This window comes from Priestia sp. 3CA3 (genome assembly GCF_056836725.1).
In genome coordinates this window covers 1-14,708 of sequence record NZ_JBXENJ010000011.1, presented here as the reverse complement: position 1 = coordinate 14,708, position 14,708 = coordinate 1, and the positions used below count along the sequence as shown (strand labels likewise).

The 14,708-nt window shown below is 37.4% G+C and carries 17 protein-coding genes; 13 read left to right on the top strand and 4 right to left on the bottom strand.

The features are described from left to right. Window positions 1-126: 126 nt before the first annotated feature. Window positions 127-1,221, top strand: a complete 1,095-nt coding sequence (gene mutY, locus AC1VNJ_RS22960; protein WP_028412430.1) for an A/G-specific adenine glycosylase — start codon at window positions 127-129, stop codon at window positions 1,219-1,221. Window positions 1,222-1,255: 34 nt separating this feature from the next. On the opposite strand, the gene AC1VNJ_RS22955 is transcribed toward mutY, so the two are convergent. Further along, window positions 1,256-1,480, bottom strand: coding sequence for a hypothetical protein (locus AC1VNJ_RS22955; RefSeq protein WP_014461827.1), 225 nt, complete (start codon window positions 1,478-1,480; stop codon window positions 1,256-1,258). Window positions 1,481-1,596: 116 nt separating this feature from the next. On the opposite strand from AC1VNJ_RS22955, the gene fabL reads away from it, so the two are divergent. From fabL to AC1VNJ_RS22930, 5 genes are all read left to right on the top strand, one after another. Continuing rightward, window positions 1,597-2,346 carry an enoyl-[acyl-carrier-protein] reductase FabL gene (gene fabL, locus AC1VNJ_RS22950; RefSeq protein ID WP_028412429.1) on the top strand — a complete coding sequence of 250 codons (750 nt, stop codon included), beginning with the start codon at window positions 1,597-1,599 and terminating at the stop codon, window positions 2,344-2,346. Between the two features lie 97 nt (window positions 2,347-2,443). Next, window positions 2,444-2,632 carry a gamma-type small acid-soluble spore protein gene (locus AC1VNJ_RS22945; RefSeq protein WP_328158859.1) on the top strand — a complete coding sequence of 63 codons (189 nt, stop codon included), beginning with the start codon at window positions 2,444-2,446 and terminating at the stop codon, window positions 2,630-2,632. Window positions 2,633-2,821: 189 nt separating this feature from the next. Continuing rightward, window positions 2,822-3,082 carry a YgaB family protein gene (locus AC1VNJ_RS22940; RefSeq protein WP_014461824.1) on the top strand — a complete coding sequence of 87 codons (261 nt, stop codon included), beginning with the start codon at window positions 2,822-2,824 and terminating at the stop codon, window positions 3,080-3,082. Between the two features lie 195 nt (window positions 3,083-3,277). Next, entirely contained in the window at window positions 3,278-3,814 is a 537-nt protein-coding gene (ntdP, locus tag AC1VNJ_RS22935) for a nucleoside tri-diphosphate phosphatase (protein WP_013055163.1), read from the top strand. Between the two features lie 169 nt (window positions 3,815-3,983). Next, window positions 3,984-5,732: an ABC transporter ATP-binding protein gene (locus AC1VNJ_RS22930; protein WP_482641345.1), complete on the top strand. Its 1,749-nt coding sequence runs from the start codon at window positions 3,984-3,986 to the stop codon at window positions 5,730-5,732. Between the two features lie 35 nt (window positions 5,733-5,767). Here the strand turns inward: AC1VNJ_RS22930 and AC1VNJ_RS22925 are convergent, their stop codons facing one another. Together AC1VNJ_RS22925 and AC1VNJ_RS22920 are read right to left on the bottom strand one after the other, a co-directional pair. Beyond that, window positions 5,768-6,856 (bottom strand): FUSC family protein, encoded by a 1,089-nt coding sequence (locus tag AC1VNJ_RS22925; RefSeq protein WP_013081550.1) that lies wholly within the window; start codon window positions 6,854-6,856, stop codon window positions 5,768-5,770. A 327-nt stretch (window positions 6,857-7,183) separates the two neighbouring features. Continuing rightward, on the bottom strand, window positions 7,184-8,482 hold the full coding sequence (locus AC1VNJ_RS22920) for a glutamate-1-semialdehyde 2,1-aminomutase (protein WP_028412426.1): 1,299 nt from the start codon (window positions 8,480-8,482) through the stop codon (window positions 7,184-7,186). 202 nt (window positions 8,483-8,684) lie between these two features. Between AC1VNJ_RS22920 and AC1VNJ_RS22915 the strand changes: the two genes are divergently transcribed. The 6 genes from AC1VNJ_RS22915 (at window position 8,685) to perR (ending at window position 12,991) form a co-directional block, all read left to right on the top strand. After that, a complete protein-coding gene (locus AC1VNJ_RS22915; RefSeq protein WP_482641344.1) occupies window positions 8,685-9,698 on the top strand; it encodes an ABC transporter ATP-binding protein in 1,014 nt (337 codons plus the stop codon). Continuing rightward, entirely contained in the window at window positions 9,691-10,482 is a 792-nt protein-coding gene (locus tag AC1VNJ_RS22910) for an ABC transporter permease (RefSeq protein WP_013055168.1), read from the top strand. The genes AC1VNJ_RS22915 and AC1VNJ_RS22910 overlap by 8 nt, the downstream gene beginning before the upstream one ends. Before the next feature lie 9 nt (window positions 10,483-10,491). Beyond that, window positions 10,492-11,277, top strand: coding sequence for an ABC transporter permease (locus tag AC1VNJ_RS22905; protein WP_013055169.1), 786 nt, complete (start codon window positions 10,492-10,494; stop codon window positions 11,275-11,277). 92 nt (window positions 11,278-11,369) lie between these two features. Continuing rightward, a complete protein-coding gene (locus tag AC1VNJ_RS22900; protein WP_013081554.1) occupies window positions 11,370-11,762 on the top strand; it encodes an ion channel in 393 nt (130 codons plus the stop codon). 69 nt (window positions 11,763-11,831) lie between these two features. Next, window positions 11,832-12,302, top strand: a complete 471-nt coding sequence (gene bcp, locus AC1VNJ_RS22895; RefSeq protein ID WP_028412424.1) for a thioredoxin-dependent thiol peroxidase — start codon at window positions 11,832-11,834, stop codon at window positions 12,300-12,302. Window positions 12,303-12,556: 254 nt separating this feature from the next. Beyond that, window positions 12,557-12,991: a peroxide-responsive transcriptional repressor PerR gene (gene perR, locus AC1VNJ_RS22890; RefSeq protein ID WP_013055172.1), complete on the top strand. Its 435-nt coding sequence runs from the start codon at window positions 12,557-12,559 to the stop codon at window positions 12,989-12,991. Window positions 12,992-13,013: 22 nt separating this feature from the next. Here perR and AC1VNJ_RS22885 read toward each other — a convergent pair whose 3' ends face one another. After that, entirely contained in the window at window positions 13,014-13,373 is a 360-nt protein-coding gene (locus AC1VNJ_RS22885) for a YgzB family protein (RefSeq protein WP_014461817.1), read from the bottom strand. 222 nt (window positions 13,374-13,595) lie between these two features. Here AC1VNJ_RS22885 and AC1VNJ_RS22880 point away from each other — a divergent pair, with 222 nt between their 5' ends. Further along, the gene (locus tag AC1VNJ_RS22880; RefSeq protein ID WP_482641343.1) at window positions 13,596-14,462 is read left to right on the top strand and encodes a nucleotidyltransferase-like protein; all 867 of its coding nucleotides are present in this window, start codon (window positions 13,596-13,598) and stop codon (window positions 14,460-14,462) included. Window positions 14,463-14,708 lie beyond the last annotated feature (246 nt).

Sequence of the window (14,708 nt, the reverse complement as noted above, 5' to 3'; positions counted from 1 at the left end):
TATTCATTATTTGAACAATTCATTTTACTATTCATATTTGTAGTTGTTATAAGGTTATCATAAAGTTACTAAGATTCAAAAAGCAACACATTGTATATGTATAGTTAATACCTCGGAGGCTATGACGTGAAACAAAGTAAAGATATTGTACAAAATTTTGATATTCAAGCATTTCAAAATGACTTAATCTCTTGGTTTGAGCAGGAACAGCGCATTTTACCTTGGCGTCAAGATCAGGATCCTTATAAGGTGTGGGTATCTGAAATTATGCTTCAACAAACGAGAGTAGATACGGTCATTCCTTATTTTAATAATTTTATTAGCAAATTTCCCACTATCAAAGACTTAGCTTATGCGAATGAAGATGATGTGTTAAAAGCGTGGGAAGGATTAGGCTATTATTCCCGTGCCCGTAATTTGCAAACTGCGGTTCGAGAAGTTCACGAACAATACGGGGGAGAAGTTCCAAATACGCCAGCAGAAATCTCCAAACTAAAAGGAGTGGGTCCTTATACAACAGGGGCCATTTTAAGTATTGCATACGGAGTGCCGCAGCCTGCTGTAGATGGAAATGTCATGCGTGTGCTATCGCGCATTTTATCCGTTTGGGATGATATTGCAAAACCGAAAACAAGAAAGTTGTTTGAAGAAATCGTGCATGAAATTATTTCAACAGATAATCCTTCCTATTTCAATCAAGGTATGATGGAACTTGGTGCCATTGTCTGTACACCAACTTCTCCTTCCTGTTTGTTATGTCCAGTTCGCGAACACTGCCGCGCTTTTGAAGAAGGAGTGCAGAATGAGCTTCCCGTTAAATCAAAGAAAAAAGCGCCGCGTGCTCTTCAGCTTGCTGCAGCGGTGATTAAAGACGGTGAAGGAAATTATCTAATTCATAAGCGTCCAAGCAAAGGACTTTTAGCTAATCTATGGGAATTTCCAAATATAGAAGTAGATCTTAGTATAGCGCCAGATCATCAGCAGCTTCAGGCATTTATTCAAAACGAGTACGGAGCTGATATTAAAATTCATGCGCCGTTTACCACAATTCAGCACGTGTTTTCTCATATCGTCTGGAACATCACAGTATATGAAGCAGAGCTTGCAAGTGATATCAGTGCATTAAAAAATTTGAAAGTAGTCTCTGAAAAAGACTTAGAACAATATGCATTTCCGGTTTCCCATCAAAAAATCTTAAAAGAATATTTGCTTGTTAAATAAAAGAAGCGTGGATAAACTCCGCGCTTCTTTTTATTTAATCATATGATACGTGCGTGCCGTGTGTATAATCTGCTTCGTGGCGCTGTAACCCGCCTCGTGCTTCAATTTCTTTAATAATTTGCTGATGAATACTTTGTCCTTCAGCATTTAAATACGGCGTCATTTGCTGTAAAGAGTGATGGAAAAACGCAAGCTCGCTGTCTTTCCACTCGCTTTTAGAAATCATTGAAAGAGCCGTCATGTCTCGACCTACATACATTCTATTCACCTCGTTCATTTTATCAAGTTTTATCTATTTTCCCTATATTACTTGTTTCTTATGCGATAAAATCAGTACAATGTAAAGATAATATGATACATAAGGGAGATGACATCATGTCACAAAAGGTAGCACTAGTTACGGGAAGCAGCAGAGGTATTGGTAAAGAGATTGCCTTACGTCTTGCTAAAGAAGGATACGATATTGTATTAAACTATGCACGAAGCAAAAGTGCAGCGCAGGAAGTAGCCGAAGAAATCAAAGCATTAGGCAGAGAAGCATTAGTTGTTAAAGCAAACGTAGGAAAAGTAGAGAAAATTAAAGAAATGTTTGAGCAAATTGATGACGCATTCGGTCGCTTAGACGTATTTGTAAGTAATGCAGCTTCAGGAGTTTTACGTCCTATTATGGAATTAGAAGAAACTCACTGGAATTGGACAATGGACATCAATAGCAAAGGATATTTATTCTGTGCACAAGAAGCGGCTAAACGTATGGAAAAAGTAGGCGGAGGAAAGATTGTTACCATCAGTTCGCTCGGTTCTATTCGCTATTTGGAAAATTATACAACAGTAGGCGTGTCAAAAGCTGCTGTAGAAGCATTGACCCGCTATTTAGCAGTAGAGCTTGCTCCAAAAAATATTGTGGTAAATGCTGTATCTGGAGGTGCTGTGGATACAGAAGCATTAAAGCACTTCCCAAATCGTGATGAACTGTTAGATGATGCGCGCAAACATACTCCAGCTGGTCGTATGGTGGAGCCAAAAGACATGGTAGATGCAGTGATGTTCTTAGTCTCCGATCAAGCAAATATGATTTGCGGTCAAACGCTTATTATTGACGGAGGGCGTTCACTTTTAATGTAAGGTAAATGTATTTTGTGCTTGCGCTTTAAAATACTGAAAAAAGTTTGCATACCCTATTTACCTCCCGGGCATATTAATTTTCGTGGAGGTGATTACAATGGCAAAACAAACTAACAAAACAGCATCTGGTACAAGCACACAACACGTGAAAAACCAAAATGCTCAAGCATCTAAAAACAACTTCGGTACTGAATTTGCTAGCGAAACAAGTGCTCAAGAAGTGAGACAACAAAACGCACAAGCTGAAGCAAAGAAAAACCAAAACGCTGGTAAATACCAAGGTTAATATCAAAAGCGAACTTAACGTCTTTCAAACGGCGATGTTAAGTTCGCTTTTTCTTATATAAAAAGCAACAAAGTATGACAAAACTTCTTGAAACTTTACACAACTCGTCAAAGGAATCTGTCTCACCTAAACAGAATGTTAACAGAAGTGCCGCGTGTATGGTTAAAGCAAATAGGGAGGAGCTATCGTATGAAAAAATTTGATCAGCTAGTGACTCAACAATTGGAGACCATGGATCAACTTCTGTTTTTGCAGTCTGAGATTGAGCGCTGTCAGGAAATCGAAGGTGAACTAGTAAAACTTCATGAAGAAGCAAAACTTCATTCTGTGCAAGATGAAATTAGTGAAATGAAGCTAAAATTAAAAGAGATTCAATTGACGTTTGAAGCACAAACCGAAGACATTATTCGTACATATAAAAGTGAAGGGGCTTGCTCTACACTTGCTTAATGAACATTGATGTGTCACTTCCTCTCTTTTTTAAGGCTGCCAAGCAAAGGAAAAGTAGGGGAAGTGACTTTTTTGAACTCAAGAAGGTTAGCACATTTGTGTTAAAATGAGAGAGAAACCGTTATAATAAACATAAGACAAATGGAGACGTTATATGAATTTTTTTAAGTGCTAAAATGAAAGTAGGTATTGGAGATGGGAATTCCGGTGGAAGGAGAAACAATTCAAATACACAGCTACAAGCATAATGGACATATTCATCGCGTGTGGGATCGGACAACCGTATTAAAAGCAACCAATAACTTAGTGATTGGAGGAAATGATCGTACGGTCGTTACAGAATCAGATGGACGAACATGGGTCACAAGAGAGCCTGCAATTTGTTATTTTCATGCTCAGCAATGGTTTAACGTCATTGGGATGATTCGTGAAGATGGAATTTATTATTACTGCAATATCAGTTCGCCGTTCATTTATGATGACAATGAAGCGCTCAAATATATTGATTATGATTTAGATATCAAAGTCTATCCAGATATGACATACACCCTTCTTGATGAAGATGAATATGAGAAGCATCGAAAAGAAATGAATTATCCAGAAGTGATTGACCGTATTTTACATAATCACGTAGAGGAGTTAAAAGGTTGGATTCGACAGCGAAAAGGCCCGTTTGCTCCAGATTTCATTGACATTTGGTATGAGCGTTTTTTAACATATCGGCATTCTTGATGAATGATCTAGAGAACATTATGTTAGGCCGTCTAAAGCTGACTGTTTGATATAATGTTCTTTTTGGCGTTATGCTCACCATGTTTTAGAAGAGATAAAAGCACTAAAAAATCGACGCGTGTACATATACTAAGAAAGCTTGCCCTCATAGATAGAAAGGGGAGATTTTATGGGAAGTATAAGACGCTACATGAAGTTTGTACAGCCATACAAATGGCAAATTGTCGGCACTGTATTAATTGGTATTATTAAATTTGCTATTCCTTTATTAATTCCGCTGCTTTTGAAATATGTTTTGGACGATATCGTAAATGGACATGGCATGTCTTCCTCTGAAAAAGTTCATAAAATGGTGACGATTATGGGAATTTCGTTTGTTATATTTTTAGTGTTAAGACCTCCCATTGAATATTACAGGCAGTATTATGCTCAGTGGGTATCGAGCAAAGTATTATATGATATTCGAGATCAGCTGTTTAGCCATATTCAAAAGCTTAGCTTACGTTACTATGCAAATACTCGAGCGGGTGAAGTGATTTCACGAGTCATCAATGATGTAGAGCAAACAAAAAACTTTGTTATCACAGGCTTAATGAACGTATGGCTTGATATGATGACGATTGTAATAGCCATTTTGATTATGTTTACGATGAATGTACCTTTAACACTAGTATCGATTATTTTGCTGCCGGTTTATGCGTTCTCTGTAAAATATTTTTACAGTCGTCTGCGCCATTTAACGCGAGTCCGTTCGCAGGCTTTAGCCGAAGTACAGGGTCACTTGCATGAAAGGGTTCAAGGAATCTCTGTTATTCGCAGCTTTGCTATTGAGCCTCATGAGCAGAAACAATTTGATAAGCAAAATTCAAATTTTCTACAAAAAGCAATCAATCATACGAATTGGAATGCCAAAACATTTGCAGTAGTGAACACCATTACCGATTTGGCACCTTTAATCGTGATTACATTTGCTGGATATCAAGTCATCACAGAAAGTCTTAGCGTAGGAACGATGGTAGCATTTGTGGCCTATATTGACCGCTTGTATAATCCGCTTCGCCGCTTGGTCAATTCATCGACTACGCTCACGCAGTCTGTTGCATCTATGGACCGGGTGTTTGAGTTCATTGATGAAGAATACGATATTACAGACAAGAAAGATGCAAAAGAATGTACTGAGCTTCATGGAAAGGTGCAGTTTGAGCACGTTTCATTTGCTTATGAAGAAGAAAAACCTGTGATTCATGATATTAATTTAGATGTAGAAAAAGGAAAATCCGTTGCGTTTGTTGGAATGAGCGGAGGAGGGAAATCCACGCTTATCAGCTTAATTCCGCGCTTTTATGATGTGACAGAGGGGAAAATTCTCATTGATGACATTGATATCAAAACCTATAAAGTACGCAGCCTGCGAGATAAGATTGGAATCGTCCTGCAGGATACGGTGTTGTTTAGTGACACGGTTAAAAACAATATACTGCTTGGAAAGCCAGGAGCGACAGATGAAGAAGTAATTGCTGCGGCAAAAGCCGCAAATGCCCACGATTTTATTATGAATTTGCCCGAAGGATATGATACAAAAGTGGGAGAGCGGGGAATGAAGCTATCAGGGGGACAGAAGCAGCGTATTTCCATTTCGCGCGTATTTTTAAAAAATCCAGCTATTCTTATTTTTGATGAAGCCACTTCAGCTCTAGATTTGGAAAGTGAGCACTATATTCAAGAAGCATTAGCTGAACTAGCAAAAGACCGTACGACTTTCATTGTAGCCCACCGTTTATCTACAATTACTCATGTTGATGAAATTGTACTTTTAGAAAATGGAAGAGTAGTCGAACGAGGTTCTCATGAGGAGTTAATTAAGAAAAAAGGTCATTACTATCAGCTCTTTAACGTTCAGCAGCTTGATACAATTTAAAAACACCACCTATTGTCTAACAATAGGTGGTGTTTTTAATCTTCTTGTCGCTGATGATTAATATCAAATGAGTTAGCATCCTTGTGATAGTTTTGGAACGTATCAATCAGCTTATCAAGATGCTCTAACTCTTCACTATACTCAATGATGACAGAAATTAAAGGGAAGATATGATAAATAACCTTATTCTCTTCATCATTATCGTATATTTTGTACTGCATAAATTTATCGATTAAAGCTCGTTTTCCAACGCAGGCTTCGTTTGGTACAGTAGTGGTTGGCTGTACGCGTAATTTCCCAATGAATTTTAATAATACTTGCTCATGATACATTAACAGGCACTCAACTTCAGATTTGATTAAATCTTGAAATTGCTGCGGCATGACTTGAAGATCATTTTCTACTCGGTGAAGTAGTTTCAAGGTTGTAAGAGCTCTTGTTGTTACGGTAATCATTTGACGAAATAAAACGAGCTTGCGTGACTTAACAAAACGTTTTTTGGTTGAATAAGTGCGTTCTTCTTTGTAAAAATCAAAGATTTGATTCATTTTAGCCACATTGTCTTTCATTTTTTCAATGTCTTCTTTTAACAATGTGTGCTCAGATGCGTGATAAAGATTCATGCGAATCCATTTAATAATTTCTTCCGTTGTGCTTACAATTTTATAATACAATCTTGTTTCATACTTTGGCGGAATAAAAATAAGATTGACAATAAATGCTGAGAATACCCCAAGTAACACTGTACCAAAGCGTATAAGTGCATATTCAACGAAATTATCTCCTGGATTTTCCATGATTGCAATTACTGTCACAAGCGCAAGCCCAATTGTATTATTAATACGTAATTTTAAGTTGACTGCAATGACAACAACAGCGGTAAAACCAATAATGATGGGATGGGTACCAAAAATAAGTCCAAAACAAACTGCAGAAGCAGCTCCAATCACATTCGCCTGTATTTGCTCCAATATCGTTAAATAAGATCTGTAAATAGACGGTTGAATTGCAAAAACTGCCGCAATTGCCGCAAATATTGGAGATGGTAAACTTAGAAATTCACCTAATAACAATGAAAGTGTAATGGCAATTCCCGTTTTTAAGATGCGGGCACCAAGTTTCATGTGCGTTCGTAGTTCCTTTCTGTAAAAAAGTTTTTTCGTTATGAAGAATGTTCCCCAAAACAAATGATAAATTGCAAAAATCAATCCTTCTTTATTACATAACCTGTTGGAAATAATATAAACAATAACATACTATACAAGGTTTAAGAATGGATATCAAGAGAAAACAAGCAGAAAAATAAGGGTATTTCTCGGGATTTTTCGACAGGATGACAAAAAGGAGATGACGCGTAAGAAATGGTTATGAAAGGTGGGAATGTTCTATAAGGAAACCCAAAGGTAAGATAAAAAAGCACTCATTTTCAAACGAGTGCTTTAGAGTAAAAATTAGCGTTCTTCACTTAACTGTTTAAATGCTTTTTCTACAGCTTCTAAAGTGTCGGTAATATCTTTTTCTGTATGAGCTGTAGTAAGGAACCATGCTTCATATTTCGAAGGAGCTAAGTTGACGCCTTGGTGGAGCATTAGTTTAAAGAAGCGTGCGAATAATTCGCCGTCTGTATTTTCTGCTTGTTCATAGTTTTTAACCGTTTCTGTTGTAAAGTAGAGAGTAAGAGCGCCTTTTAATCGATTGATCGTAATAGGCATGTTATATGTACGAGCATGTTTTAAAATACCTTCTTCGAGCATCGCCCCTAGCTTATCTAGCTGTTCATAAACACCTTCTTGCTTTAGTACTTCCAGGCAAGCAATCCCAGAAAGAATAGACGCTGGGTTTCCTGCCATTGTACCTGCTTGATAAGCCGGTCCAAGCGGCGCCACTTTTTCCATGATTTCTTTTTTACCGCCGTAGGCTCCGATTGGAAGACCTCCGCCGATGATTTTTCCAAATGCAGTCAGATCAGGTTTTACACCAAGTAAATCTTGAGCTCCGCCGTACATAAAGCGAAATGCTGTAATAACTTCATCATAAATAACAAGTGCTCCAGCTTCGTGAGTTAATTCGTTAACTTGTTCTAAAAAGCCAGGTTCTGGCTCAACAATTCCGAAGTTTCCAACGATTGGTTCTACTAAAACAGCTGCAATTTGATCGCCCCATTTTTCTAATGCTTCCTTGTAAGGCTCAATATCGTTAAAAGGAACTGTGATGACTTCATTAGCGATACTTTTTGGTACACCTGCAGAGTCAGGAGTTCCGAGCGTAGAAGGGCCAGATCCAGCTGCTACCAATACAAGGTCGGAATGGCCGTGATAGCAACCTGCAAATTTAATGATTTTATCGCGTCCAGTATAAGCGCGTGCTACACGGATTGTTGTCATAACTGCTTCTGTTCCAGAGTTGACGAAGCGCACTTTATCTAATGCGGGCATCGCTTCTTTGAGCATTTTAGCAAATGTGACTTCATGAGCAGTGGGCGTACCGTAAAGAACACCAGTTTCAGCTGCTTTTGTAATAGCTTTCGTGATATGAGGATGAGCGTGTCCTGTAATAATAGGGCCGTAAGCTGCTAAATAATCAATATATTTATTTCCATCGACGTCCCAGAAATAAGCTCCGCTTGCCTTTTCCATTGCAACAGGTGCTCCGCCTCCTACGGCTTTATATGAACGTGAAGGGCTGTTAACGCCGCCTACAATATGTTCGAGCGCTTCAGCGTGTAATTGTTCTGATTTTGTAAATTGCATGTTATGCCTCCTAATGAAAAGTTCAACTTCTTTATTCTATCAAACTTATTTGTTTCTTGAAAAACATTCGAGAACGTGTATGATAGAAATTTGTGAGCTAACTGCTAGAAAATAGTTCCTCATCTCGCAGAGGAGTTGCTAGCAAGGGCGCCGGAAACAATAAAAGAAACCACTAATACGTCGACGTAACGGAGGGAATACAATGAAAAATGCTATTGAGGTGAATCAACTTCGGAAAGAATTTAAAGCCTATTCTAGCCGCTCTGGCCTTAAAGGGGCATTCCGGGATTTATTTACCCGTAATTATAGAGTTATGAAAGCTGTGAATGATATTTCGTTTACCGTAAAACAAGGGGAAATGGTAGGTTATATAGGAGAAAACGGAGCGGGGAAATCGACCACAATCAAAATGCTGACAGGAATCTTAACTCCTACTTCAGGCGAGATTACCGTAAATGGAATGAACCCTCATAAAGAAAGGGAGAAGTTTGCCCAAACGATCGGAGTTGTTTTTGGTCAACGCTCTCAGCTGTGGTGGGATATTGCCGTACAAGAATCTTTTCGCTTGTTAAAAAAAGTATACAAAGTGTCAGATGAAGATTATAACGCTCATATGGAACATGTTATTCAAACGTTAGATATTGGACCGCTGCTAGATAAGCCGGTGCGAAAGCTTTCTCTAGGTCAAAGAATGCGCTGTGAGCTGGCTGCTGCTCTTATTCATAATCCGCCGCTTCTATTTTTAGATGAACCGACGATCGGTTTAGATGTGCTGGTTAAATTAAAAATCCGCCAATTTTTAAAAGAAATTAATGAAAAATATAATACGACGATTTTGCTTACGACACATGATTTAGCAGATATTGAAGCTTTATGTGACCGCGTTGTAATGCTCGATGAAGGCAGTATTATTTATGACGGATCACTGCAAAAGCTGCGTTCGAATTGGGGAGACCTTAAACAAGTCACGTTTGAATTTGGAACCGCGCCAAATAAAGAGCAGTTGAAGCTATTGACGCAAGGGATGCCCGTTAACTGGATTGAAGGTGATCAAAAATATTTGTGGACAGCGCAGCTTCAAAATAAAGGAGACTTAATGTCACAGCTGATTGCTAAAGTGGTGGCAAAGCACGAAATCAGTGATATTAACATTGAAGAAATTTCAACGGAAGAAATCATCCGCAACATTTATGAAGAAGGTGTTGTGAATGGATAAATATATAGAGATGATACGCATTCGCTTTTTAATGATGCTGGCGTATCGGACGAATTATTACAGCGGAATATTGATTTATGCGATTAATATTGGTGCTTACTACTTTTTATGGTCCGCTATTTATGGAGGAAAAGAGAATATTCAAGGGTTATCCATTACCCAAATGACAACGTATGTAGCCGTTTCATGGATGGCAAGAGCCTTTTATTTTAATAACATTGACCGTGAAATGGCAATGGAAATTAAAGATGGCAAGGTGGCAGTAGAGTTAATTAAGCCTTATAGCTACCTTGGTATGAAAACAATGCAAGGACTGGGAGAAGGGATTTTTCGGCTGCTGTTTTTCTCAGTGCCCGGTATGATTATTGTCGCGTTTTTATTTCCAGTACAGTTTTCAGCCAATGCCGCAACATGGCTTTATTTTGGACTGTCTTTAATTTTTAGTTTCATTATTAATACACAAATTAATTTATTAACGGGTATTACGACTTTCTTTCTCTTTAACAATGACGGACTCATTCGAGCGAAGCGCGTTGTTATTGATTTGTTTTCAGGACTTCTTCTGCCCATCAGTTTCTATCCTTTATGGGCGCAACATATTATGAGCTATTTCCCTTTTCAGGCCATTAGTTATATTCCGAGCATGATTTTCACAAATGGATTTAAAGGGCAGGAAGTAATAAATGCTCTTATTACACAAGCAGTTTGGTCAGGGCTTCTATTTATTCCTATTGCGTGTTTGTGGAACATAGCGAAGAAAAAAATGGTTATTCAAGGAGGGTAGTCTATGAAAATGTTTTATTTTTCGATTTTCTTTCAGTACATTAGTCAATATATGAAAACAAGGCTTCAGTATCGCACCGATATGGTAGTTGAAATCATTTCAGACTTATTGTTTCAAACAGTTAATTTGATTTTTATTTTAGTTGTATTTGGCCATACTCAGTCGCTGCACGGATGGTCACGAGAGGAAATTATCTTTATTTATGGTTTCTTTTTGGTCCCTTTTGCTATTTTTTCGTCTTTCTTTAACATTTGGGATTTCAACGAGCGCTACATTGTCAAAGGTGAAATGGACCGAATTTTAACGCGGCCGATTCACAGTTTGTTTCAAGTTATTTTAGAGCGGATGGAACTGGAATCATTGTTTGGTGGTATCACAGGGATTGCCGTAATGGCTTACGCTGCGTCTTCTTTACACCTTCATTTCCAGTGGTATGATGTTTTTATTTTTCTATTGTTTATTTTAGGAGGAGCGCTTGTATACGCAGGAATTTTCATCGCCTTAGCAAGCATAGGCTTCTGGTCGGATGCCAGAACCTCTATTATGCCTACTATTTATAATATTGGAAACTACGGAAGGTATCCTGTAGATATTTATAACAATGTCATCCGATATGTTTTAACGTGGATTCTTCCTTTTGCATTTGTAGGCGTATATCCAGCTGCTTATTTCTTAGGAAGGTCAGAATGGTACGGATATGCATTTTTAACCCCGGTGATGGGAATCGTCTTTTTTGTAATCTCTATTTTCTTATGGAATACAGGTGTCAAAAAATACAGAGGAGCAGGCAATTAAATGCCTGCTCTTTTTCGTGGCTTCTGAGTAGTAATGAATGGACAAGGATGCGCGTATAGTGGTAGTAGAGTATAAATTAAAGGAGTAGAATGATGGTTATTTTTCTAATCCTCGTTATCATTGTTTTTGTAATCGGTAGTATGAAGTTTCTTTTTGAAAAAGAACTTGGAGAATTTCATTTTTTCTCAATTGGTCATTTCTTTGTCTTGTTTTATTCATATATCACAGTTTTATTGGGGTTTAGCCTTATTTATACAGTGTGTGAGATGGGAAGTATTCCAGTGTTAAGCGGAGGGTTTGAACATGAAGGTCATTACTTTTATACGCTGTTTAACAGCATGTATTTCAGCGCAGCGACGTTATTTTCAGTAGGATACGGAGATATGTATCCGGTTGGAATTGGGAAATTATTTGCAACTTTTGAAGCGTTTATCGGCTACATTATGCCTGCAATCTTTGTGATGCGAACTGTTACCCGCACTTAAACTTGTCATCTTATCTAATATTGGGTACGCTATTCAAAGAAAATGAAAAGCGTAAAGGAGCAGATAAATATGACAGCTGTAGTTGGAGAAAAAGCACCCGATTTTGTATTAATGTCTACAAATGGAGAGCAAGTATCACTCGCTTCGATGAAAGGAAAAAACGTTGTGCTGTATTTTTATCCGAAAGATATGACGCCAGGCTGTACAACGGAAGCTTGTGATTTCAGAGATCAGCATGAAAATTTTGAAGAGCTAGATGCGGTGATTCTAGGAGTGAGCCCGGATCCAATCGACAAACACCATAAGTTTATTGATAAGCACGGTCTTCCATTCTTGCTTTTAGCTGACGAAGATCACAGCGTAGCTGAAGAGTATGGAGTATGGAAACTGAAAAAAAACTTTGGAAAAGAATATATGGGCATTGAACGCTCCACTTTTATCATTGATAAAGAAGGAACGCTCGTAAAAGAGTATCGCAAGGTTCGAGTAAAAGGGCATGTGGAAGAAGCTTTATCATTTATTAAAGAAAAAATGGCATAAAAACAGGCAGATAACTAGAGCAGTTTTAGTCTTTGAACATACAATATCAGTGTAGGGCATACCTCCTCAGATGTTAATATATTTAAAAGTGTGGATTGATTTCCACACTTCTTTTTTTGCATAACATATATGAATAATTTCTACTTATTACATAAAATAGGAATAGGCATCAAGTTGACAAAACGTGGGTAAAACATGTAGACTAATTATAAGAATTATAAAGTAATAATACTTATAGAAGAGGGGTGCATGACGTGTCAAATCATTTACAAGAAGCCCTTGAAACGTTAAAAGGTACTGGCGTTCGTATTACACCACAACGTCATGCTATTTTAGAGTATTTAATCAATTCTATGACACACCCAACAGCAGATGATATTTATAAAGCGCTGGAAGGTAAGTTTCCAAATATGAGTGTAGCAACCGTTTACAATAATTTAAGAGTATTTCGCGAAGTGGGTATTGTAAAGGAACTAACATACGGTGATGCATCAAGCCGGTTCGATTATGTTACAACAGAGCATTACCATGTGATTTGCGAAAGCTGCGGAAAAATTGTGGATTTTCATTATCCTGGTTTAGACGAAGTAGAAAAGCTGGCTGCTCATATTACTGACTTTGATATTAGTCACCACCGAATGGAAATTTACGGAACGTGTCCTGATTGTACGGCTAAAAAAGCGCATTAATAAGCTGATAGTAGTGATACTATCAGCTTTCTTTTTGTTTTTTTCTATTATACTTTTCATCGAATTGTTTTCCTTCAAGAGACCGGTCAAGCGTAAGCGGCTCGTTGCAATACATACACATATCTACGCGCCCTAGCATTTTGGTTTGCTTTTGACATGTAGGGCAGGTTACTTGAACTGCTTTTGTAGAAAGCATGCCAATCCAGAAATAAACGCCGGTACTAGCTACGATGCACAGTAAACCTAAAAGCATAAAAATAGTCATTAGCCAGACTGAAGACCGAAAGAAAATTCCCCCATACATAACAATGAAACCAACAAAAATCAGGCTGAGTGCAAACGTGCGAATCTTGTTAATTTTATTTGAATACTTTATCCCCATCAGTATCCCCCCTGTTACCAATATATCATAGAGTGAGACAGTGAATAGTAATAAAAATTGAATCTTCGGAAAATTATCCGTAGTTTTTGAGCTTTCTGAATGATTTCCATAATTCTGAGTGGGATATCCGTTATACATCGTATATAATAAAAAAAGAAATCTTAGTCCATAGCCTTTAAAATTTTGAAAAATATTTGTCTATTACAGTTAGGAGAGCTCAAAATGGAAGATGTTTTACGGCCAATATATCAAGAAAGAGCTAGCAATAAAGACACACTCGGTATTTTACTGATTGAAAAAAAGAAATCAGAATCTCCAGTGACGGATAATTTGGATGCTATCTTATTTATTGTGACCAAAACCACAGAAACTTCTCTTTTTATTAAACAATACGAATATGAAAATGAGCGTGCTGCACTTTATATGGCTTCTGAACAGCAAATGAGTGAATGGATTATGAATGGGACGAACCGCCGTATTATTGATTGGATCTTAAATGGTAAAGTGCTATTTGATCGAAACGAATATATGGAAAACTTAAAGAAACGCTTAATTGATTTCCCTAGAGAAGATCGGACAAAGAGAATAGGTGTCGAGTTTGCTAAGTTGATTCGCCGATTTAAAGAAGGAAAAGACTTTTATGCGTCTAGTCATTATTTAGATGCATTCAATCATGTCATTCATGCTCTTCATCATTTAGCACGACTGTCTGTGTTGGAAAATGGATTTCACCCAGAAGTGACAGTGTGGAACCAAGTGAAAAAAATAGAACCTGAAATTCATCGTCTTTACGAAGAGCTAATTATTAGCCAAGAAGAGGTTAGCAAGCGTTTGGAGCTGCTTTTCTTAGCAAGTGAATTTCTAGTCAATAAAAAAACTGAATTGGGTGCGAAGCATCTTGTTCATATTATGAAAAGTGAAAAGCAGGAATGGACGTTTAATGAACTTGTTCATCATCCCGAAATACGCCCTTATGCTATTGACTTAGGAATACTCCTTGAGTTTTTAATTGAAAAAGATATCATTATGGTAAAAAAAGTAGAAACCAAAGGAAAGAGTTTGTACCATAGACACTATGTGGCGAAATGATAGAGAGAGAAAGGGTATCTGATACGGTATGGTTATGACGTATAGATGCCCTGACACATGATTTTATAGTCTGGATAAAAGGTTTTTCTAAAAAAACACGATTTATTTTAAAAAATCTATTGACGCTTTAAAATATCCGTGGTAAATTTATATACGTCGCTGATGAGCGATACTAAATTTATCAAAAACTTGAAAAAACTTCTTAAAAAAGTTGTTGACAAGAAAGAGATAAACTGGTAAGATTAA